General features: G+C 36.9%; 22 protein-coding genes and 1 riboswitch. Of the genes, 17 read left to right on the top strand and 5 right to left on the bottom strand.

Annotated features, from left to right (window positions below):
* Positions 1-504 carry a hypothetical protein gene (locus AXA65_RS16100; RefSeq protein ID WP_063971089.1) on the bottom strand — a complete coding sequence of 168 codons (504 nt, stop codon included), beginning with the start codon at positions 502-504 and terminating at the stop codon, positions 1-3.
* Positions 505-688: 184 nt separating this feature from the next.
* Between AXA65_RS16100 and AXA65_RS16105 the strand changes: the two genes are divergently transcribed.
* Together AXA65_RS16105 and AXA65_RS16110 are read left to right on the top strand one after the other, a co-directional pair.
* The gene (locus AXA65_RS16105) at positions 689-1,045 is read left to right on the top strand and encodes a type II toxin-antitoxin system RelE/ParE family toxin (RefSeq protein ID WP_063971090.1); all 357 of its coding nucleotides are present in this window, start codon (positions 689-691) and stop codon (positions 1,043-1,045) included.
* Positions 1,042-1,356: a helix-turn-helix domain-containing protein gene (locus AXA65_RS16110; protein WP_063971091.1), complete on the top strand. Its 315-nt coding sequence runs from the start codon at positions 1,042-1,044 to the stop codon at positions 1,354-1,356. Before AXA65_RS16105 ends, AXA65_RS16110 begins: the two co-directional genes overlap by 4 nt.
* A gap of 256 nt (positions 1,357-1,612) precedes the next feature.
* On the opposite strand, the gene AXA65_RS16115 is transcribed toward AXA65_RS16110, so the two are convergent.
* The 3 genes from AXA65_RS16115 to AXA65_RS16125 form a co-directional block, all read right to left on the bottom strand.
* Positions 1,613-3,157, bottom strand: a complete 1,545-nt coding sequence (locus AXA65_RS16115; protein ID WP_063971092.1) for a PglZ domain-containing protein — start codon at positions 3,155-3,157, stop codon at positions 1,613-1,615.
* Between the two features lie 146 nt (positions 3,158-3,303).
* Positions 3,304-4,860, bottom strand: coding sequence for a ribonuclease E/G (locus tag AXA65_RS16120; RefSeq protein ID WP_063971093.1), 1,557 nt, complete (start codon positions 4,858-4,860; stop codon positions 3,304-3,306).
* A gap of 229 nt (positions 4,861-5,089) precedes the next feature.
* Positions 5,090-5,380, bottom strand: a complete 291-nt coding sequence (locus AXA65_RS16125) for an HU family DNA-binding protein (protein WP_027383593.1) — start codon at positions 5,378-5,380, stop codon at positions 5,090-5,092.
* Positions 5,381-5,427: 47 nt separating this feature from the next.
* Here AXA65_RS16125 and mutY point away from each other — a divergent pair, with 47 nt between their 5' ends.
* From mutY to rimM, 12 genes are all read left to right on the top strand, one after another.
* Positions 5,428-6,486, top strand: coding sequence for an A/G-specific adenine glycosylase (gene mutY, locus AXA65_RS16130; protein ID WP_063971094.1), 1,059 nt, complete (start codon positions 5,428-5,430; stop codon positions 6,484-6,486).
* A 29-nt stretch (positions 6,487-6,515) separates the two neighbouring features.
* Positions 6,516-6,704: riboswitch (cobalamin riboswitch) on the top strand.
* A gap of 99 nt (positions 6,705-6,803) precedes the next feature.
* Complete coding sequence (locus AXA65_RS16135; protein ID WP_063971095.1) at positions 6,804-8,720, top strand: TonB-dependent receptor plug domain-containing protein; 1,917 nt, start codon at positions 6,804-6,806, stop codon at positions 8,718-8,720.
* A 212-nt stretch (positions 8,721-8,932) separates the two neighbouring features.
* Positions 8,933-10,192 carry an NAD(P)/FAD-dependent oxidoreductase gene (locus AXA65_RS16140; protein WP_063971096.1) on the top strand — a complete coding sequence of 420 codons (1,260 nt, stop codon included), beginning with the start codon at positions 8,933-8,935 and terminating at the stop codon, positions 10,190-10,192.
* A 73-nt stretch (positions 10,193-10,265) separates the two neighbouring features.
* Positions 10,266-10,940, top strand: a complete 675-nt coding sequence (trmD, locus tag AXA65_RS16145) for a tRNA (guanosine(37)-N1)-methyltransferase TrmD (RefSeq protein WP_063971097.1) — start codon at positions 10,266-10,268, stop codon at positions 10,938-10,940.
* Positions 10,941-10,986: 46 nt separating this feature from the next.
* On the top strand, positions 10,987-12,042 hold the full coding sequence (locus AXA65_RS16150) for a serine hydrolase domain-containing protein (RefSeq protein WP_063971098.1): 1,056 nt from the start codon (positions 10,987-10,989) through the stop codon (positions 12,040-12,042).
* A gap of 8 nt (positions 12,043-12,050) precedes the next feature.
* Positions 12,051-12,938: a class A beta-lactamase, subclass A2 gene (gene bla / locus AXA65_RS16155; protein ID WP_063971099.1), complete on the top strand. Its 888-nt coding sequence runs from the start codon at positions 12,051-12,053 to the stop codon at positions 12,936-12,938.
* Between the two features lie 118 nt (positions 12,939-13,056).
* Positions 13,057-13,506, top strand: a complete 450-nt coding sequence (locus AXA65_RS16160; RefSeq protein WP_063971100.1) for a hypothetical protein — start codon at positions 13,057-13,059, stop codon at positions 13,504-13,506.
* A 90-nt stretch (positions 13,507-13,596) separates the two neighbouring features.
* Positions 13,597-14,109 (top strand): nitroreductase family protein, encoded by a 513-nt coding sequence (locus AXA65_RS16165; protein ID WP_063971101.1) that lies wholly within the window; start codon positions 13,597-13,599, stop codon positions 14,107-14,109.
* Positions 14,110-14,700, top strand: coding sequence for a hypothetical protein (locus tag AXA65_RS16170; RefSeq protein ID WP_063971102.1), 591 nt, complete (start codon positions 14,110-14,112; stop codon positions 14,698-14,700). It abuts the gene before it with no gap.
* A gap of 176 nt (positions 14,701-14,876) precedes the next feature.
* Positions 14,877-17,186, top strand: coding sequence for a gliding motility-associated C-terminal domain-containing protein (locus AXA65_RS16175; protein WP_063971103.1), 2,310 nt, complete (start codon positions 14,877-14,879; stop codon positions 17,184-17,186).
* Positions 17,187-17,463: 277 nt separating this feature from the next.
* The gene (locus AXA65_RS16180) at positions 17,464-18,036 is read left to right on the top strand and encodes a 30S ribosomal protein S16 (RefSeq protein WP_028121128.1); all 573 of its coding nucleotides are present in this window, start codon (positions 17,464-17,466) and stop codon (positions 18,034-18,036) included.
* Positions 18,037-18,220: 184 nt separating this feature from the next.
* Positions 18,221-18,763 carry a ribosome maturation factor RimM gene (rimM, locus tag AXA65_RS16185; protein WP_063971104.1) on the top strand — a complete coding sequence of 181 codons (543 nt, stop codon included), beginning with the start codon at positions 18,221-18,223 and terminating at the stop codon, positions 18,761-18,763.
* Positions 18,764-18,766: 3 nt separating this feature from the next.
* On the opposite strand, the gene AXA65_RS16190 is transcribed toward rimM, so the two are convergent.
* Entirely contained in the window at positions 18,767-19,696 is a 930-nt protein-coding gene (locus tag AXA65_RS16190) for a hypothetical protein (protein ID WP_063971105.1), read from the bottom strand.
* A gap of 102 nt (positions 19,697-19,798) precedes the next feature.
* On the opposite strand from AXA65_RS16190, the gene AXA65_RS16195 reads away from it, so the two are divergent.
* From AXA65_RS16195 to asnS, 3 genes are all read left to right on the top strand, one after another.
* Entirely contained in the window at positions 19,799-20,365 is a 567-nt protein-coding gene (locus AXA65_RS16195) for a hypothetical protein (protein ID WP_063971240.1), read from the top strand.
* A gap of 18 nt (positions 20,366-20,383) precedes the next feature.
* On the top strand, positions 20,384-20,983 hold the full coding sequence (locus AXA65_RS16200; RefSeq protein WP_063971106.1) for a CDP-alcohol phosphatidyltransferase family protein: 600 nt from the start codon (positions 20,384-20,386) through the stop codon (positions 20,981-20,983).
* Positions 20,984-21,099: 116 nt separating this feature from the next.
* Entirely contained in the window at positions 21,100-22,548 is a 1,449-nt protein-coding gene (gene asnS / locus AXA65_RS16205; RefSeq protein ID WP_063971107.1) for an asparagine--tRNA ligase, read from the top strand.
* Positions 22,549-22,652 lie beyond the last annotated feature (104 nt).

Raw genomic sequence — 22,652 nt, forward strand, 5'->3', positions numbered from 1 at the left:
TTATGAATTAGAATAAATGAGATAAATAATTACAATTGTGAAAACAGCTGCCAAAAGTACGACTTTCCATTTTCTTGAACCTTCATCTTCTATGAAAAGTGTGTTTTTCTGACTTTGAAATTTAGTCGGATTTTCCAGATATTCTTTTTCGTAAGCGATGAGTTCAGGTTTGTCTCCCATTATTCTTTTGACCTCAGCCCAATCAGGGTCGGAAGGAAACACCACTTTTTCGGGTTGATTGTTCAATTTTAATTTGACCGTGAGTTGTCCATTTTTACTGAACGTCTTCACAGAGACATTGCTGTTGCTGGAAGAATTATCTTCTGTATAATGGGTTTCTTTCCTCTGGATAGCTTCTACAATGTCTTTGGAATTTTTCAGACCTAGACCTGTTTTATCAAATACCAATTTGATGGCTTGCAACTTTTCATTTTGTTGGAGCAATTCTTCTATTTCTTGCTTATCAATGTTGTGTTCGTGTAGTAATGTGTCGATATCATTCATAATTTCAATTTTGTTTTTTCAAGATTTTGTGATTCAGAACAAATTCCGTTGACTTTCGGGAAATGATTTTCGTTATGTTTCAAAGTTAGGAATTTTGGTTTTGAATCTTCAAAAGAAATACCAAGTTGAAAAAAAAGTTTCGCTATAATGAAACTTTAATTTAACTTTGCAAAAACATAAATGAATGAAAAAACTTTTTGAAATTATATTTCTGGAAGAGGCTTTTGAATTTTTACGCGGACTTGACAAAAAACATTATGAAAAGATTCTTTATAATATTCGTACATCTCAAATGCAACACGACCCGGAACTTTTTAAAAAACTGACTGATGAAATTTGGGAATTCCGAACACTTTATCAAGGATTTCAATATAGATTGTTGGCATTTTGGGATAAAAATTCAGCCGCAGAAACTTTGATAATTTCAACACACGGATTTGTAAAAAAGCAAAGTAAAGTTCCTGCAAATGAAATTCAAAAAGCGGTAAAATCTAGAACAGAATATTTTGCAAACCAACAATTAAAAAATAAGAAAAAATGAAAACATTCACATTGGACGAAGTTCAAGATAAACTCATCGGAAAAGTTGGAACGCCAGAGCGCAATATTTTTGAATACGAACTTCAAATGGACTTAATTGGTAAAGCAATAAAGGAAACTAGAAAAGAAAGAAATCTTACTCAGGAACAATTGGGAAAGCTAATTGGCGTACAAAAAGCTCAAATTTCAAGGCTAGAAAGTAATGCAAGTAATGCGACAATTGATACTTTGATGAAAGTTTTTTCTGCTTTGAAAGCGAATGTTAAACTACAAGTAGAATTGCCAAATTTGAATATTAGCATTGGAAAATAAGTTCGGAATTCTGGATGCAATCGTCAAAAGAAATACCAAACCTCAACATAGCCCCGATAGGAACGGCATCCTTTTTTGCTTGTTTCGGAAATTCTGTGTGGATGACAAAACGTTGTAAAGCAAAAAAGATATAGTGGATAGCGGGATGGACTGGTGAAAAGAATGACAAATCGTCTTGCTCCTAAAACAAAAAAGGCGGAAAAAGCATTCGCTTCTTCCGCCCCGGTAAACCCAAATCAAATAAACTATGAAAAAACTACTTGGGTTCTAGGATACTTATCGGGATGATGACCTCCTCTAGGGAGATCCCACCGTGCTGATAAGTTTCTTTGTAATAATTCACAAAGTGATTATAGTTCTTTGGGTATGCTAAAAATATATTGTTCTTCGCAAATATATATTTTGAACTCAGATTTCCTTTTGGTAGAAATAGTTTGCCGGGATCGTTGACCGCCCAAACATCTTTGTCCTCATAGGTTAAACTTCGCCCGGTCTTGTATCTGATATTGGTAGAGGTTTCTCTGTCACCAACTACCTTACTAGGTTTTTTAACATAAATTGTGCCGTGATCGGTCGTGATCACCAATTTGAATCCACTTTCTGCAGCCAGTTTGATGATTTTCAGTAATGATGAATTCTCGAACCAGTTGTATGTAAGCGACCTGAAGGTTTTGTCGTCTCTAATCAATTGATTTACAATATTATTATCGGTTTTTGCGTGCGACAAAATATCGATAAAGTTGTAGACGATCACTAATAGATCATTGTTCTTGTGCTGGTTGAAGTCTTCCAGAATTTTTTTCTCAAAGTCTGAATTCAGGATCTTCAGATATTTCATGGATTTGCTGGATAATCCCAAACGTTTCATCTGGTCTTCCAGAAAGTCTCTTTCGAATTCGTTTTTGTTACCTTCTTCGTTGTCATTGAACCAGTTGTTAGGAAATCTTTTCTCGATTTCCGATGGCATCAATCCTGCGAAGAATGAGTTACGCGCATATTGTGTCGCCGTTGGCAAGATGCTGAAATAATAATCTTCGGAAGTTTTGTTGTAAAACTTTGTGAATAATGGTTCTATGACTTTCCACTGGTCATATCTCAAATTGTCCACCATTAGAAGAAGTACTTTCTCCTTTTCCAATTCCGGTTTCACTTTGTCTTTGAAAAGCGTGTGGCTCATCATCGGTTTATCGTTGCCGTGAAGCCAGTCTTCATAGTTATTTTCTATGAATTTTGAGAATTGGATGTTCGCTTCTTCTTTTTGATTTTGAAGCAGATCGGCGAACTCGTTGTCGGAGACTTTATCGAATTTTACTTCCCAATTCAGGATTTTCTTATAATATTCTGCCCAATCTTGATAAGTTCTCAAGTAAGATAATTCCATACTTAAGTTTCGGAATTCCTGCTGGTAATCAACGATTGTTTTTTGCTCAACAAGAGATTCACTTTGAAGGATTTTTTTGAGTGACAAAAGAACCTGATTTGGATTCACAGGTTTCAAGATATAATCCTCGATCTGCGAGCCAATCGCTTGTTCCATAATGTGTTCTTCTTCACTTTTGGTGACCATTACGATCTTGATCGCATTATCTTTTTCTTTGATCATTGGAATCGCTTCCAGACCAGAAATCCCAGGCATATTTTCGTCGAGAAGTGTCAGCACAAATTTTTGTTTTTCTATCAATTCCAAAGCCTCATTCACGTTGTTCACGGGGGTTACCGTGTAACCTTTGTTTTCCAAAAAGACAATATGAGGTTTGAGAAGATCTACTTCATCATCGATCCATAAAATTTTTCCTGACATATATTTTTATTTAGTTTTAAAGCATCAAAATTATGACCAAAATATCACAATAATATGTAAATAACAGAGGATGGGCGTTAAATATTAGTTAAAGGAAAAAATAAAAAAAACTTTGCCAGCGATGTGACAAAATTTTTGAATTTTCTTTAATTGGAAAAGCTGATCAATTCCTTTTTCTGAGCGTTGTAGAGATGGAACTCCAACATCTTGAAAGAATCTCTAGGAATGATAGTTACCCATTTTTTGTATTTGATGAACCATTTGTTTTGGATGCTCGCCAAACCTTTGGTAAGATAAGCTTCTACAAACGGATGCACGTGAAGGAAAAGCTTTCCTTTCTCCGTGGCCATAATGGTTCTGATGGAATCTTCCATCTTTTCGATGATCACGATCGGGGCGATGATCTCGCCGTCCTTATTCGGGTTTTCTTCGTTGGTCTCGATGCTTTTTTCTGCGCGAACACGCTGTCTTGTCATTTGGATCAGTCCAAACTTCGAAGGTGGTAAAATTTTGTGTCTTGCCTTGTCGCGTTTCATCTCGTCTCGGAAATGTTCGTACAATTCTTTTCTGTGTTCCGCATCGACCATATCAATAAAATCCACTACGATGATTCCGCCCATATCCCGAAGACGAAGTTGTCTGGCGATTTCTGTGGCCGCCATTTTATTGACAGTCAAAGCGTGCATTTTGTTGGTAGATGATGATGAAATGTTGTTCCCAGAATTCACATCCACCACGTGAAGTGCTTCTGTGTGCTCGATCACGAGGTAGGCACCTTTTGACGCAGGAATATTCACGTGTTTTCCGAAACTCTGTTTCAACTGTTTTTCAACATTGTAATATTCCAAAAGCGGAATATGAGAATCGTAGAACTGAACGATATTTTTTCTTTCAGGAGCAATGACCTCTATGTAAGCTTTCATATCTTCCACCATTTTTTCGTCATCACAGATGATGCTTACGAAATCCTGGTTGAAGTTGTCCCGAAGGATAGAGGATGCTTTGTCTTCCTCACTCAGAACCTTACTAGGAACTTTATTTTTCTGAATATTCTTGAAAGTCGTTTCCCACTTTTTCACCAGCTGATTCATATCATTATGAAGTTCAGCCACCTTTTTCCCTTCGGCCACCGTTCTGATGATGACACCAAAACCTTCTGGACGGATACTTTCGATCAAAGTTTTGAGACGTTCTTTTTCAGCACCGTCGCTCACCTTTTTGGAGATTGAAATTTTATTGTCAAAAGGGATCAAGACCAAAAATCTTCCCGTGAGAGAGATCTGCGTAGAGATACGCGGTCCTTTGGTAGAGATCGGTTCTTTTGTGATCTGAAGTAGTACAACATCGCCTGCAGTCAACACTTTGTCCACCGTTCCCATCTTATCGATGTCTTTGGCGTGTTCGGCATTTTTGAGACTTGGCGTCTGTTGTTTTTTGGAAAGTGTATTTTTCAGGAATTTCTGGTAAGACAGAAATTGAGGACCAAGATCCTGATAATGCAAAAATGCATCTTTGTCTGTTCCGATGCTTACAAAAGCAGCATTTAGGTTCGGGGCAAGTTTTTTTATTTTTCCTAAAAAAAGGTCTCCAACTACAAAATCGGATTTGGTTTTCTGCTCGTGAAGTTCAAAAAGGCGTCCATCTTCCAACAATGCGATCTTCGAAGCGTCTTCCTCATTGGAAATTATCAGTTCTTTCTTCATAACTTCATAAACTGGTTTTTTACTAAGATTAGGTTGTAAATATAAAACAAAAATATAGTTGGCAATAGAACCAACTATATTTATATGTGTAAGACGTTAAAATAATAAATTATTTCTTCTTGTGTCTGTTTGCTCTTCTTCTTTTCTTTCTTTTGTGAGTTGCAACCTTATGTCTCTTTCTTTTTTTTCCGCTTGGCATAATTTATATTTTTATACGTTAGTTATTTAATTATTTTACTGCAACTTTAGTTTTTACTTTCTCTACAAAAGTTTTTGAAGGTTTGAAAGCAGGAATATTATGAGCAGGAATTTCAATTGCTGTGTTCTTAGAAATGTTTCTTCCTGTCTTAGCCGCTCTTGTTTTGATGATAAAAGAACCAAAGCCTCTTAAGTAAACATTATCTCCATTATACATAGAGGTTCTGATTTCCTGCATGAATGCTTCTATAACTTTCTGTGTATCATTCTTTTCTACTCCCAGCTTGTTCGAGATGGTATTTACCAATTCTGCCTTTGTCATTTTATAATTTTCTTTATATTTTTGGTGTGCAAATATAAGATATATTTTTGAAAACAAACAAACAAAATGCTGATTTTCTTCACATTGGGAAAAAGCTAATAAAGTGGTACGATACTAATGCCAGAGAACTTCCTTGGAGAGAAAACCAACATCCTTATAATATATGGATATGCGAAATTCTTTTGCAGCAAACCCAGGTAAAACAGGGTCTCGGACATTACCTCAGATTCATAGAAAGATTCCCCAATGTTGAGGAATTGCATAAGGCTTCGGAAGATGAAGTTTTGCTTTACTGGAAAGGCTTGGGCTATTATTCACGCGCCATCAATCTTCACAAGGCGGCACATCAAATCATTGAGGAATTCGAAGGTAAATTCCCGACGCATTATCAAGATATTCTGAAACTGAAAGGCGTTGGAAAATACACCGCTGCGGCAGTCGCAAGTATTTGTTTTGATGAAAAAATTCCGGCGATCGATGGTAATTTCTACCGGGCTTTGTCAAGGATTTTCGCTGATGATTTTGATATGTCAAGCTCCAAAGCGTTTCAATATTTTACAGATTTGGCCTTATTGATCATGCCGGAAGACAAACCTGGGGATTTTAACCAAGCGATTATGGACATTGGGTCAGAGATTTGCAAGCCTAAAAATCCACTTTGCGGAGAATGCCCTGTGAATAATGATTGTATCGCCTACCAAACCGGAAGAATATCAGAATTTCCCGTTAAAACCAAAAAGACAAAAGTCACGGACTTGAGTTTGAAATATTACTTTATCAAATTTCAAAACCAGTTTCTCATCAAACAAAGAGGAAATGACTTCATCTGGAAGAAACTTTATGAATTTCCAATGTCAGTTCCAGAAAGTTGGGAAGAATTAATTATCAATTCGAAAATCATCAATCACAAACTGACACATAAAAATATGACAATCGAAATCAACACGATTGAACTGGAATCAAAAAAAGCTTTAGAGAGATTTGCCTCGGAAAATGATTTCATAATCGTGGATGAAAAGTTGGCGGACGAAAAATCTTTCCCGAAACCGTTGGAAACTTTTTATAAAAAACGAGACATAGCGGAAATTGGAAAATTGCCGTTTTAACTATTTTTAAATTGTTGCCCGAACTTCATTATATTTGCCGAGAATTTGGTTTCGAATATTTCGAATTAAATGGGAATGAAGCGTAATTCTTCAACTGTCCCCGCAACTGTAAATCGCATAAAAGAGATTTTGTAATCTTTGCCATTGTCTTTGATTAAGGATGAGAAGGCGCAAAATCAGCGAAAGTCAGGAGACCTGCCAAAATTAAAACAATGAATAAATGCTTTCGGAGGAAAAGCCTGATTCTATACACGTGTTGTGCTATATTTTCATGCCTTTTTTTCTGGAAGTTATTTTATAAACTTAATTATATCTTAATGAACAGAAAAGTATTTTTGGCTGGCGCCATGCTTACCATTGGTGCATCGTTTTTTGCCCAACAAAATGAGACCACTTCCATTGAAGAAGTGACTGTAGCTTCCAAAATCCCACAACAGCTTTACAAGACGGGAAAAAACGTAAAGCTTTTCACAGAAAAAGACCTGGAAAACTTCAAAGGCCAAACGCTGAATGATGTCTTGAACCAAGTCGCAGGTTTTCAAATCTCTGGAAACTTCAACAACCAATCAGAACCAAAATCTATGAAGATCAGAGGCGGAAAAAGCGCCAATGTTTTGATCCTTTTGGATGGCATTCCGTTGAAAGATGTTACCGGAAATGATTACACGGTTTCCGACCTTCGCCTGATCGCATTGGAAAGTGTAGAAAGCATCGAGGTTTTGAATGGTTCATCATCTGTTCTCTATGGTTCCAATGCTACGGTATCTGTCATTAACATCAAGACAAAAAAAACTTCTCAAAAAGAGATTGAAGGTGTGATCTCTGCAAGAGGCGGTTCTTTCAACACATTTTCCCAGAACGCTACAGTTAAAGGAAAACTTGACAAATTCAATTATCAAGTGAGCGGATTCAATGAAAAATCCCAAGGTATCTCTTCTGCAGAAGGCAATGATTCTTTTGACAAAGATGGCTGGGAGAAACAAAACGTCTCTGCCAATGTGGGTTATTCTGATGAGAAATTCAATGTCAATCTATCCGGAGGTTGGAATCATAATTTGTACAAATTTGACGAAGGTGCTTTTACAGACGGACTTTACAGAGGAAATGACAAGCAGTTTTTCGGTGGTTTGAATGCTGGCTTCAAATACAACAACGGAGAAGTGGTTTTCAATTCCAGATTTTCTGGGACAGACAGATTGGGTCAAAATTTTTATTCCGACAAGTACAATGACCAGTTTTCTTACACAGGAAAAAACCTGTTCTCAGAATTGTATAATTTCTATAAAGTAAATGACTTCTTCAATTTCACAGTTGGTGTCCAGTACGAAGATCAAAAAATGGGTGCTGCATCTTTGTCTTGGGAAGGCACATCATTAGAAGATGTACTTTTAAAGGATGACACAAAAATCTCTAACTTCGATGCTTTTGCAAAGGTTAATCTAAATTACAAAGGATTCAACTTGGATGCAGGCGCAAGAATGACAGACAACTCCAAATTCGGAAATCACTGGGTTTATTCTGTGAATCCTTACTATTTGGGCGAAACGGAAAATTTGTTTTTCAAAATCGGATATTCCTATGCGACCGCTTTTATTGCGCCTACGCTATATCAGAACTACGGTTCTTTGCCATACATCCTTCCAAATGCAGATCTAAAGCCTGAGACCAACCAGAGTCATGAGATCGACATGAGTATCGGTAACACTTCCAGATCATTTGTCGTGACCGCAAGCCTTTTCCAACGTCAGGAGAAAGATGTTTTCGCTTACCAAACAGTTGACTTTGTGACCTTCGCAGGCCAATATCTTAACGTTGACCAAAACAAGGCAAAAGGTTTTGAGATTGGTTTCGATTATGATATCAATCAATATGTTGGTTTTGGTGGTAACTTCAGCTACGTGGAAAAAGACGAAGAAGCTACGATGCTGCGTCAGCCAAAACAGAGAATCAACTCTTATGTTGAAGTGAAACCTTTCAAATCGACAAGATTGTACATCAATCACCAATTTGTTGGAACAAGAACCGATGCTTATTACGACTCTTCAACCTTCTCGACTGTCAATTTGATCAATAAAAAATTTCATATGTTTAATTTGAATATCAATCAAAAGATCACCGACAAAATTGAAGCATTTGCAAATGTTGGCAATCTTTTCAACACATCATATGTAGACATCGTCGGATACAAAACAAGACCTAGAAATTATACTGTTGGTGTGAGCTACCAGTTTTAATTTTCTTACATAGATGCTAAAATTCCCTATAAATAGGTTTTTATAAAAATTAATTTTTCATCATTTGTGTTTTTAGAGCCCTGTCATTCTTTATGGTAGGGCTCTTTTTTTATTTTTGATATGATATTAATTATGGTCCACACCAGTCATTCAGCATAAAATTTGCTTAATGCCAAGAAGAATAAAAACCTTAATTTTATAAAAAATTCACAATGAGGGAAAAGATCGTCATCATCGGAGGTGGTTTTGCAGGTTTACAATTAGCTCGAAATCTCAATAACCAAGGAAAATACAAGGTCATGGTCATTGACAAGATGAACCACCACATGTTCCAGCCATTATTCTACCAAGTAGCAACAGGGCGGATCGAGCCTTCCAACATCTCCTTCCCTTTCAGAAAAATTTTTCAACGATCAAAAAACATACAGTTTCGAATGACGGAAGTCAAAAACATCATTCCAGCAGAAAATAAAGTCATTGGCGAAGATGGTGTTTTCACGTACGATAAACTCGTGATCGCGACAGGTTGCAAAACCAACTTTTTTGGAAACGAAAAGATGCAGGATCTGGCTCTCGGAATGAAAAATACCCAGGAAGCGATTACGATAAGAAATCACATTCTAATGACTTTCGAAAAGATGATCATCGAAAGAAAAGCCAGTGATGATGGGAATTGGAATCTCGTAATTGTAGGAAGCGGACCTACTGGAGTTGAACTGGCGGGCGCATTTTCTGAGATGAAATCCAGCATATTACCAAGAGATTACCCAAGAATGAATTTCTCCGACCTTAACATCATTCTCATTAGTTCCAGCGACAAACCTTTGGATGCCATGAGTCAGGAATCTCAGGATGCTGCAGAGAAATACCTGGTTCAGTTAGGTGTCAATTTTATGAAAAACGAGCGCGTGACAGATTACGATGGCGAAGTGATCTATATGAAAAGCGGCAACTCTATCCCAACCAACAATGTCATCTGGGCAGCAGGCGTTACAGGAAATATCATCGATGACTTCAACAAAGAAAATCTGGTAAGAAACAGATACATCGTTGACCGATACAACAAAGTCAAAGGCTTCGACAACATCTTTGCGATTGGAGACATTGCCTATATGGAAACGCCAAAATATCCACAAGCACATCCTCAGTTGGCAAATGTGGCCATCAATCAAGGAAAAAATCTGGCTAGAAACTTCAAAAAGAATTCGGAAAAAGACTGGTCAGAATACGAATACATCGACCGTGGATCGATGGCTACAATTGGTAAACACCGCGCGGTTGTTGACCTTCCGAAATTTAAATTTCAGGGATTTCTTGCTTGGTATTTCTGGATGTTCTTACATTTGATGCTGATTCTGAGTGTCAGAAACAAGCTGGCGATATTCTTCAACTGGATGTGGAGTTATATCAACAAAGACTCTTCATTAAGGCTGATCATTGCGCCATCTAGGAAAAACGCTACAGAACAATAACATAATCGATAGTTGATAAATGATAATTGATTGCAATTCATCACTTATCATTCATCATTCATCATTTATAATTATGCGAATAGACATCATAAGCGTACTTCCGGAACTCATGGAAAGCCCGTTCCAAACCTCAATACTGAAAAGAGCGATGGAAAAAGGATTGGCCGAAGTACATTTCCACAACGTCAGAGATTGGAGTACCAACAAACACCGCAAAGTGGATGACGAACCTTACGGCGGCGGCGCAGGAATGATCATGACAGTCGAACCTTTGGACAACTGCATCTCCGACCTAAAATCGCAAAGAGATTACGACGAGATCATCTACCTCACACCAGAAGGTGAAACTTTGAACCAAAGAATTGCCAACACGCTTTCTATCAAAAAAAATCTAATTTTCCTTTGCGGACATTACAAAGGCGTTGACCAGCGAGTTCGTGACCTTCACATTACGAATGAAATTTCCATCGGTGATTATGTTTTGACAGGTGGAGAATTGGCAGCTTGCGTTTTGGCAGATTCCGTGATCCGACTTTTGCCAGGCGTTTTGAATGATGAGCAAAGTGCATTGACAGATAGTTTTCAGGACAATCTTCTTTCACCACCAATCTACACAAGACCAGAAACTTACAAAGGTTTATCTGTCCCGAAAATCTTATTGAGCGGTAACACTTCAGCCATCGAAGATTGGTTGCACGATGAAGCAGTGAGAGTGACAAAGGAAAGACGACCTGACCTTTTGGAATAATTCCAGGAATAAAAACAAAAACTTTTAACCAATTTCAAAAACACAAATGAGACATTTTTTCAAACTGGCTGGCTTTGTTGTCGCTTTTTCATTGACTTCTTGCAATGCAGACGCACAGCAAAAAGACAATTATTCTGTAAAAATAGACAGCTTGGTAAAAGCTACCAATCCTCGAAGTTTCAACGGTGTTGTTTTCATCCAACAAAATGGCAAGACAAAGTATGAAAAAGCGTATGGTTATGTAGATTTCAAAAAAAAAGCACCCCTGAAAATCTCTGACCGATTATCAACAATGTCCATCGCAAAACAGATTACCGCAACGCTTATTTTGCAGGAAGTAGAAAAAGGAACGATTGATTTACACGTACCTATTCGAAAATATCTGCCGGATTTTGATTATTCTTGGGCAGATACAATTACTGTTCATCACTTGCTGAATCATACTTCGGGATTATATAGCGATGATTTGAAACCGAATTTGAAACTCAAAACGGGAAAAGAATTCAGTTATTCTAATGTTGGATATTCTGTCGCGGGAATGGTTTTGGAAAAGCAAAGTGGGAAAACTTATAATGAATTAGTGACGGCCTTATTCAAAAAATGTAAAATGAATAGCAGCTCATATCCTACTGAAACTAGCTGTCAACTTCTGACAAAAGGACACACCATTAGAAAAGACGGAACGTTTAAGCTGAATGAAAAATCAGATTTCAATGCATCAAATTATTTCGCAAGTCATTTGATTGTGACTGCACCCGATTTAGCCAAATGGAACGAAGCTTTGCACAACGGTAAACTTTTGAAACCAGAAACTTATCAATTGATGACGAATTATTCCACAACCGCAACGCATCAACTTTTCGGCAAAAAGCCAATTGGTTATGGCTATGGTTTGAGAATCAATGATAAAGCTGACGTTTACGAAATTGGTCACACGGGTTTTCATCCTGGCGAAGGTTTTACGGCGGTCAATTTATATTATCCAAAGACTAAAACGAGTGTTATAGTAATGGAAAATGTAGCTAATGAAAATTTTGAGATTGCTTATTATTTTGAGCAGGAAATCAGAAAGATTGTGATGAATTCTAAACTTTTGAAATAATATTTTCGATGAAAAAACTAATTTTAATTCTCAGCCTTTCTCTTTTCCCAGTTCAGATATTTTCTCAAAATATAGATGAACTTCGGAAAGAGCTTAGTAAAATCATCACAACAAAAAATGCAACAGTCGGCGTTTCAATAAAAGGAATTGAAAACAAAGACACTTTGAGCATCAATGGAAATATGAACATGCCAATGATGAGCGTTTTCAAATTTCATATTGCGTTGGCGGTTTTGAATGAGGTCGATAAGGGTAAACTCAATTTGAAACAGAAAATTTTCATTAAAAAAGAAGATTTAAAAGAAGATACTTGGAGTCCGATTCGAGAAGAATTCCCTAATGGAAATATGGACTTGACTATAGACCAATTATTACGCTACACCGTTTCTCACAGCGATAATAATGGGTGTGACATTCTTTTGAAATTAATTGGCGGTATAGAAGCAGTTCAGAAACTCATCAATAAAAACGGAATAAAAGATTTCACCATCAAAGTTAATGAAGAACAAATGCGGACTTGGGAAAATCTTTACATCAATACAACAACGCCGATTGCTACGACAGAATTATTAGAAAAATTCTACAAAGGAAAAGTGCTGAAAAAAGCAACTACAAAATATCTCTATCAAATAATGGTGGAATGTTCCCGTGGAATTACCTGGATAAAAGCCGGACTTCCTGAAGGAACAGAATTGGCGCACAGAACAGGAATTTCCGGAACGAATGATGAAAATTTACGAGTTGCTATGAACGATATTGGCATAATAAAACTTCCGAACGGAAATCATTTTATCCTTTCCGTTTATCTGAAAAACATTACCGAATCAAGGGAAGATACCGAGAAAATAATTGCGGATATTACGAAAGCGACTTGGAATTATTTTATCCAGAAATAAACAGCTTTGATTTTGGAATAATTTATGATTTTCATATTCGAAATATACCTTTCTAAATATTTTTAGAGAGGTTTTTTATTTATTTTATTAATTATTATCTTTATTCAAAATTGGATTTATGCAGAAGACGGTTTACGATAAAAGTGAGTTGCGCAATTTTGTGAATGACAGTATTTCGGGGAAAGTGAAGACGCTTGAGTTTTACCTTAATTTTTCCTTGGAAGCCAGCCGAGACATCAAGAAAACTTCAAAATACGATTCGATAAGAGAAGAAATCCAGGAGGAAATTTATCTTCTAGACAAACAAATGGTGTCTCTGAAAAATATGCAACGCGAAATGAGAAGAGTTTTGAACTCCGTTTCCGATAAAGTGAAACTTGGCTCATTGGTCATCACAAACAAAGCACGCTTTTATATTTCGGTTTCCTTAGGAGAATTTTTCTTCGAAGGCGACCGCTTCTACGCCATCTCGCCAGAAAGTCCAATGGCGCAGACAATGATGGGAATGCAAGCCGGCGATTCTTTTATCCTCAACAGAATTGGGCAGGAAATTGTGGAGGTTTTTTAGAGTGATGGAAGTCGGAAGATGGATATTGGAAGTTTTCCAGCGTAAATCTTATCACTTTGTCCTTTTGCCTTGATTCCCGTATCTTTGATTATGGAAAACGCTAAAATTTTAAAAAACATCATAGAAGAGCGCAGAAGCATCTTCCCAAAAGATTACACCGACAAAGAAATCCTTCAACATATTCTTGACGAAATCCTAAGCAATGCCGTTCTGGCTCCCAATCACAAGCGTACGAAGCCTTGGCGTTTCAAAACGTTCAAAGGCGAGGAAAAACAAAAATTAGGATTGGAACTTCAAACCATTTATAAAAATTCGACGGCGGAAGCTCAGTTTCTGCAGAAGAAATATGATGATATTGGATTCAAAATTTCGAAGGCTAATGTGGTGGTTTCAATCGTGGTCAATTTCAGTGGGTTGGTTCCGGATTGGGAGGAGATTTCCGCAGTTTCTATGGCCGTTCAAAATATGTATTTGACTTGCACCGCCAATAATATAGGTTGCTATTGGAGTTCTCCAAAAATTGTTGAGCAACTTAAAAATTCTTTGACCATTGAAGAAAACCAACAATGTTTGGGATTGTTTTATATGGGAAGTTTGGATTAAATGAACATCTACAAGAATTTCAGCGAAGAAGAGTTGCTGATTGCCTACAACGAATTACTGGACAACTCCGGCAAAATCAATCGTGATATGCAGGAAATTCTAACTGAAAAAAGTTATAATGAAGAATTCTTTGCGAAGGCTAATCACAAAAAAGTTCTTGTTAAAGAAAAAGGAAGAATTGCTTTTGAAGTTAATAAGATGGTAGAAAAGGGGAATTTTTTTGAAGAGATAGAACCTACAATTTCATCCGATGTTTTAAATGATGATGAATTGTTTAACTTCATTTTAGCAAAATATATTATTTTTAAAAGCAATCACGAAAACGACAAAGTTGATAAGAAAACTTTGTACAAAAGCTTTTTGGGCTTATTTGTGGGAACTTTTGCAGGAATTTCGTTTCTCTACTTGATTGTAACTTTCCTTCAAGCATTTAGTTTCTTTTTCTTGATTCCAACTTATGTAGTTTGTTATTTGGTTATAAAAAAAATCACAGGCAAAACGCGAGATAATTTGGCCGTTTTTATTTCCACTTTTCTTGCCACGACTTTCTCTGCAATTATTAGTTTTCTATTTACTGAAGGTCTTTTTTAATTTTAAACTTCATCAATGCAAAAAGTTTAAATATTTTGGTCTCGTCGAGATTTACATTTGGAAAACCAACAATGTTTGGGATTATTTTATATGGGAAGTTTGGAGTAGGCTTAAATTTATTTGTAGGAGACGCTCGTTATCTTTAGTTTTGCGCAAAAACTACAAATTACCTATCCGTGAAAAAGACCTCTATCCTATTTTTCTTATTATTCGTTTGTTTTCTATTTTCTCAAAACAGAGAAGCAAATGACTGTGTCAATTACATTCAGATTTGTGGCAACCAAACCATTACACTCAATCCAAATGGATATGGAGTACAAGAGCTAAATCCCTCGAATGTTTGTCAAAGTAAAGAAAACAATTCTTTATGGTTAAAATTCACAGCTAAAACTACGGGAACGTTAGGATTTGACCTTATTCCGACAAGTAGTGCTATAGATGTGGATTACGATTTCTGGATCTTCGGACCAAACGTCTCTTGTGGTAATATTGGTTTCTCTGTCAGATGCTCTACAACTAATCCGGAAGCAGCCTTTCTTGTCAATAACCATACTGGGATGAGAGATTCTGAGCCTGCAGGAGATTTTTCTGAAGGACCGGGAGAATTGGGAGACGGCTATATCAAATCTATGGATGTGGTTGCAGGAGAATCTTATTTTTTAGTCATAGACAGACCGCAGGGCAATGGATCATTCTCACTTAACTGGACAGGAACTGCGATGCTGGAAGATCCATTTGGGACAGCGCCCAATGTTTTTGGGACAGTAGCCCCAATTGATGTATGTAATAGCAGTCTTTTATATGATTGTTCCACCTATAGCCCTTATATTCTAAATAGCAATCCAGAATTCGACATTACTTATTATGCGACATACGAAGATGCAACGTATGATGAGAACAGGATCACAACTCCTACTACACTTAGTAATCATGATTATTATTACAGAATTCAGAGCACGGTCACAGAATGTTTCCGGGTAGAGACAATCAAGGTCACTTGGAAACCTTTGACGTTGAATACGCCAGAACTGAAAGCTTGCAAAACCAGCAATGATGAAGGTATTTTTAATCTTACTTCGGCAAATCTTACTAGTGAAAGTATTGCAGATATCAAATATTACCTGACATTCCAAGATGCACAAGATCATATTCCAGGAACAGAAATACCAACACCTGGTCTTTATTCTTCAGTAGAAAAATCTGTCTTTGCATTGGTAAAAACAGTTTCCGGATGTGAAAACATTGCAGAGATTGTACTAAGTTTCTTCCCATTACCAAATGTTGACGCCAGTCTTTACGATGCAAGCCTTTGTGACAATGACCTCGATGGTTCTGTTAGTTTGAAATTCTCAGACATTACACCAACCATAATCATCAATCCTACTGATTTTGACGTTTATTATTATTTGTCCACGAGTCCAGGAACTGCATTGGCAAATGATTTTACATTCACTGCTGATAGAAATGTAATCGTAGAAGTGAGAAGTAAAAATGAATGCCCATCCGTCTTTGGGACCATCAATTTTAAAATTGCACCGCAAATTAAATTAAACCCTGTACAACCAATACAGATTTGCGACTCAGACCGTTCCGGAAATGAATTGGTGGACCTGAACGATTACACGGCCCTATTTACAACACAAGCCACCGCTACAGCATACGAGACACTAGCTGATGCAAAAAAAGATATCAATCGTATTTCTTTTTCACAAGATCTGAAAGTTAATAAAAGTTTTTTCTTTCGCTTTCAAAATAGTGTGGACTGTCCGAGTGTAGGAGAATTAAAATTAATATTCCAGAGTCCAAAAATTTCCAGTCTTTTACAAGATGTTATCATCTGCAAAGAAAACAGCATCGCGCTTGACGCAGGGCCTGGCTTTGATTCTTATGTATGGAGTTCCGGATCCACAAAATCTTCTTCTGGTGCTTTAAAAGTTGGTGATCATTGGGTAGACCTGACATTTGACCGTTGTACCACCAGACAAACTGTAAAAGTAATTGCGGAGGAAGAGGTCATCATTAAAATCCTGGAAATTGACAATGATAGATTGACAGTAACCGTAACTGGCGGAACAGCACCCTACGAATATTCTTTGGATGGTTTTACATGGCAATCGTCCAATATATTCAATAATATCCCCAAAGGTATTCAGCAGATCTATGTAAGAAGTTCCAAAAAATGTATCCCTTCTATACGTGAGTTTTCCAATATTAATCTTGTGAATGTGATCACGCCAAACGGGGACGGCAAAAACGATGTTTTGGACTATTCTGCTCTGAGACTGAAAAACAATGTCACTTTCAAGATCTTTGACCGTTTTGGTAGATTTGTATTCATAGGAAAAGACGGCAATTACATCTGGGATGGGAAAGATGGAAAAAAACTTCTTTCTACAGGCACATTCTGGTACACCTTGGAATGGACAGAGCCCGACACCGAAGTTATTCACAGATATAATTCTTGGATTTTGTTGAAAAACAGATAGATAATACTCAAAACACTTCCTAATTACCACAAAACCCCTAGCCCTGATTGAAGCGACATCCTTTTTTGCGTGGGAAAAGCTCTGGCAAAAAGATATAGCGGAAAGCAGGTTCCCGGCTCCTAAAAATCTAATGTAACAATATATCAATTTAACGATGTAGCAATATAATTTTCAAATTGGTAAATTATTAGATTTTCAAATTGTTACATTAAAATATTTTTCTATCTTTGCACACTTAATATTTAACCGGGACGTGTTCCCAAAATTTTAAAATTATATGTCAGTAAAAATCAGATTACAAAGACACGGATCTAAAGGGAAACCTTTTTTCCACATCGTGGTTGCAGATTCTAGAGCTAGAAGAGATGGTAGATTCATCGAAAAACTAGGGATCTATAACCCAATTACCAACCCTGCTACAATTGAATTGAACGTAGATTCTGCTGTACAATGGTTGAACAACGGTGCACAACCAACTGACACTGCAAGAGCTATCCTTTCTTACAAAGGTGCTTTGTACAAAAAACACCTTCAAGGTGGTGTTGCTAAAGGTGCTTTCGACGAAGCTGAAGCTGAAAAGAGATTCGGTGCTTGGTTGGAAAGTAAAGAAGCAAAAGTACTAGGTAAAGTTGAAGGTTTATCTACAGCAAAATCTGACGCTAAAAAAGCGGCTTTGGAAGCTGAAGCTAAAGTAAACCAAGCAAGAATTGATGCTGCTGCGAAAGCTGAAGCTGATGCAAAAGCTGCTGAAGAGGCTGCAAACGCACCTGCTGAAGAAGTTGCAACTGAAGAAACTGCTACTGAAGAACCAACTGCTGAAGCAGAAGGAACTGAAGAAACTCAGGCTTAATTCTTTACAAAAAGATACAATCTCAAAGACACGATAATCTCGTGTCTTTGTTGTTTAATAAAAAACCAATTTGTTTCCCCTACCCTAAAGGGAGCAAATTAATTTTGGACTTCGTCGAACCACTTCGCCACGTTTCTTCCACCCTTTAGGGCTGGGGAAAAGAAGAAAATTAATTTTTGAAATAATGAGAAAAGAAGACTGCTATTTTTTAGGAACCATCACCAGAACACACGGACTGCAGGGCAATGTGATCCTGAAACTGGACACAGACCAACCTGAAATGTACGATAAACTGACATCGATTTTTTTGGAAATCAATGGTTTGCTGGTTCCGTTTTTTGTTGAAAAACAGCAGTGGCAGAGAGGCGACACGAAAATCCTTTCTTTCAAAAATTCTTCCGAAGCTTTGGTCAACCAAACGATTGGCAAAGGTGTTTATCTTCCGCTTTCTACCCTACCTCCATTGACTGGGAAAAAATTCTATTATCACGAAGTTGTGGGTTTCGAAATCCGTGAAGAGGATGGAAAATCTTGTGGAACTATTGTTTCTATCAATGATATGACGGCTCAGAATTATTTCATTCTAGACCTTGCCGGAAAACAAATCATCATTCCGCTTATCAGAGATTGGATTTTGGAAGTAAATCGTGAGGAGAAATTCATCAAAATGTTTTTACCGGAAGGTTTGATGGATGTTTTCCTGATTCCTTCGAAAAAGGATGAATAATTCCTAAATCGAATTCTTCAGACTTTCTATTCTTTCCAACATACTATTGAAAAATCTTTTGCGGTCGCGCTGACCGGAAAAACTGAGCGATGTTGAGTTTTTGATTTGATGTTGAAAAAAATTCAGCGCATCATCACACGTACTTTGGTCATCCGTCATCATATAACCGAACATATTGTACGGAACGAAAAGTGATGATTTTTCTTCATTTTTAAATAAAATACTGTTGTTCAAAATCAGAATATCGTGGGCATAGATGTGAAAATTCTTGCTTTCATTTTCGGCTTTTTTCTCGATGCTTTTGATTAATATTTTCAGTTCTTCAAGAATTAATTTTGCCGTTTCCTTAGACAGAATTTCGATTTCTGAATAAAACAAAACCTGATTCAGAATGCTGGAAATTGTGGTGTTGTTCCAGATTTCTGTGACATTCAAATTCTCATAAAGACTTTTTAAATCTTCACTCTTGTCGGAATATCGTTCTAATTTGAAATCATCAAACGGTTGCATAAAGTCTTTTTCGTTCAAGAGATTCATCCAGACAAACAACTTAAACCTCGACAGGACTGAATCCGAAATCGTATAGAAAAACGGAATATCCTTCGCCGAATAATAAACCTCGGTTTCTTTGTTGATTTTAAAATCATTCAGAAGATGCAACGCGTCATCAAAATAATTGAGTAAATCCGTAACAGTTCTGATGGGTTTGGTTTTTTTTGCAATGATTTGGTTGTCGCCTTCCATAAAACTGTCGAGCGAAATATTGTAGAATTTTGCCAAAACCAGACTTTCTTCCAGAGAAAATTTAGATTTCATCGAGGTTCTTCGGTGCGCTGCGTCGTAACTGATGTTGAGAACATTGGCAATCTCATCGTTCAGAGATTTGTCTCCAATCTTGCTTCTGATCTGTTTCAATAAAAGTTCCTGATACATTTTTTGCGATTTTCACAAATTTAGAAAAAATAATAATTCTTTTCCGCATTGAGAAGCTTGAATTTCGAATATAATTTTACATCAGAATTAAAAGATAAAATTATGAAAACGAAAATATTAGGACTCGCTATTCTTCTGACAACGCTAACTTCTTGCGTCAGTTTTGACAGAAAATTAATCAAAGATGATTTGACAAAGATTTCTGAAAACAACTGGAAATCAATTGAAGGAAAATATGAATTCAAAGGTTATGACAACTCAAGTTCATTAATTTCAAAACCAAGCGAATCCATAGGAATTGCCAGAATGTTGGATTTGAAAAATCAAGGTTTGGAAGATTGCGACTTTTTGGAAATCAAATCTAAAAAATTGGAACCCAAACTTTATGAACTCGAATTGACATTATTCAAAAATGATTCGGTAAAACATTCGTACAAGCTGAACGCCACTTTGAAAAACGGAATTCTGACTTTGAAAAACAGAACGACAAAATGCACCGGAATCCCCTACTTTCTTGGCGGATGTGAGGTTTCCCAATCCAGAATCGGTTTGACGGCGGACAATAATCTTGTGATTCACAGCTACAACGACAACAACGGTTCTTTCCTTTTTCTAATGTGGGCTGGAAGAACGATTAATTATGCTGAAAAATTCAAACGTATTCAATAAACTTTTAAAACATTCATTATGAAAAAGTTACCATACATTCTCATCGCAACACGATTTCTACTTGCACCAATTATCTTCCTGCTGGCTTATTTTGAAATTGAAAATTCCCGGAATTTGATTTTAATATTAATGTACTTCGGATTGTTCACCGATATTTTTGATGGAATCATTGCCCGGCAAGTTGGTGTTTCATCAGAAAAACTAAGACGATTGGACAGCCAGACCGATTTAGTCTTTTGGTTATCGATTGGTTTCGCCACTTATTTTCTGAATCCCGAAATCATCCAAGAACATTGGAAAATTACCGCTTTGATTTTCATAATGGAAGCTTTGTGCTACATCGTCAGTCTTTGGAAATTCGGGAAAGAAATTTGTACGCACGCTTGGCTGGCAAAACTTTGGGGATTGAGTTTGCTCATCGCTTTCACTTCTCTCATTGGATTTTCGGAAGCTGGCTGGGCTTTTTATCTTTGCGTGATTTTGGGTTTCATCTCGCATTTGGATGTCATTTTGATTATTATGATCTTACCAAAATGGCAGTTTGATGTTCCAAGTTCCTATCACGCCTGGAAAATCCGAAACGGAAAACTATTGAAAAAATCTGTTTTGTTGAATTAAAAATTTCAAATAATTGAGAATTTTAACCATTAATTTTCAATCTAACATCTAAAGTCCAATATCTAATATCTATTTACAACGTTTTTTCGTAAATTTGCACTCACTAATTTTTGATAATGAACCGACAGACAATTAAAGACCTATTAGCAGATTACAAAAAAGTATTACACCACGACATTACCGTTCAGGGTTGGGTTCGGGCTTTCCGTTCCAATCGTTTTATCGCGCTAAATGATGGCTCTACGATTAATAATTTGCAAATCGTGGTTGATTTTGAAAGTTTTGATGAAGAAACAATCAAGAAAATCAATACGGCTTCGTCTTTGAAAATTGTAGGTGAAGTGGTGGAAAGCCAAGGCGCTGGACAAACGGTGGAAATCATTGCGAAAAAAATCACGATCCTGGGCGACAATTTCTTTGAGGAATTGCAGTCGACGATACTTCAGCCAAAGAAACACAGTTTGGAGAAATTGCGTGAGCAGGCGCATCTGAGATTCAGAACCAATGTTTTTGGGGCGGTTTTCAGAATCCGTCACTCGGTGAGTTTTGCGATTCACTCTTTCTTTAATCAAAATCAATTTTTCTACATCAACACGCCAATTATCACCGGAGCTGATGCGGAAGGCGCTGGCGAAATGTTCGGTGTTACCAATTTTGACCTTAATAATATGCCGAAAACCGAAGAAGGAGAAATCGATTTTTCTCAGGACTTTTTCGGAAAGAAAACCAATTTGACCGTTTCTGGTCAGCTTGAAGGCGAAACTGCAGCGATGGGATTGGGAAGAATTTATACTTTCGGACCAACTTTCCGTGCAGAAAACTCTAATACGACGCGTCACTTAGCCGAGTTTTGGATGATTGAGCCGGAAGTTGCGTTCAACAATCTTGAAAATAATATCGACCTTGCTGAGGATTTCTTGAAATATGTGATTCAGTACGTTTTGGACAACTGCAAAGACGATTTGGAGTTCCTAGACAAACGTTTCGAAGAAGAGCAGAAATCGAAACCTGAAAAAGACAGAGCCAAAGAAGGCTTGATTGAAAAACTTCAAAACGTGGTTGCGAAGCGTTTCAAAAGAGTTTCTTACACAGAAGCGATTGAGATTTTATTAAACTCAAAAGAAAATAAAAAAGGTAAATTCCAATATCCGATTGAGAAATGGGGAACCGATCTGCAGTCTGAGCACGAAAGATATTTGGTGGAGAAACACTTCGAAACGCCAGTTGTCCTTTTCGATTATCCGAAAGAAATCAAGGCTTTCTATATGAAACTGAATGACGACGGAAAAACGGTTGCAGCAATGGACGTTCTTTTCCCAGGAATCGGCGAAATCATCGGAGGTTCTGAAAGAGAAGCAAGACACGATGTTCTTCTTGAAAAAATGAAAGACTTCGGTGTTGATGAGCACGAACTTTGGTGGTATCTTGATACTAGAAAATTCGGTTCTGTGCCGCACGCTGGATTTGGTTTAGGTCTCGAAAGATTGGTACTTTTCGTAACCGGAATGACAAATATTAGAGATGTGATTCCTTTCCCAAGAACGCCTAAAAATGCAGAATTTTAAATTCAAAATATCAAAATCCCATTCATACCGAGTGGGATTTTTCATTTCAGAACATTCATAAAAAATTTAAATTCCTTACTTTTGAAAGTATTAAAATAAATCTC

It is taken from the genome of Chryseobacterium sp. FP211-J200 (genome assembly GCF_001643375.1).
GTDB lineage: Bacteria > Bacteroidota > Bacteroidia > Flavobacteriales > Weeksellaceae > Epilithonimonas > Epilithonimonas ginsengisoli.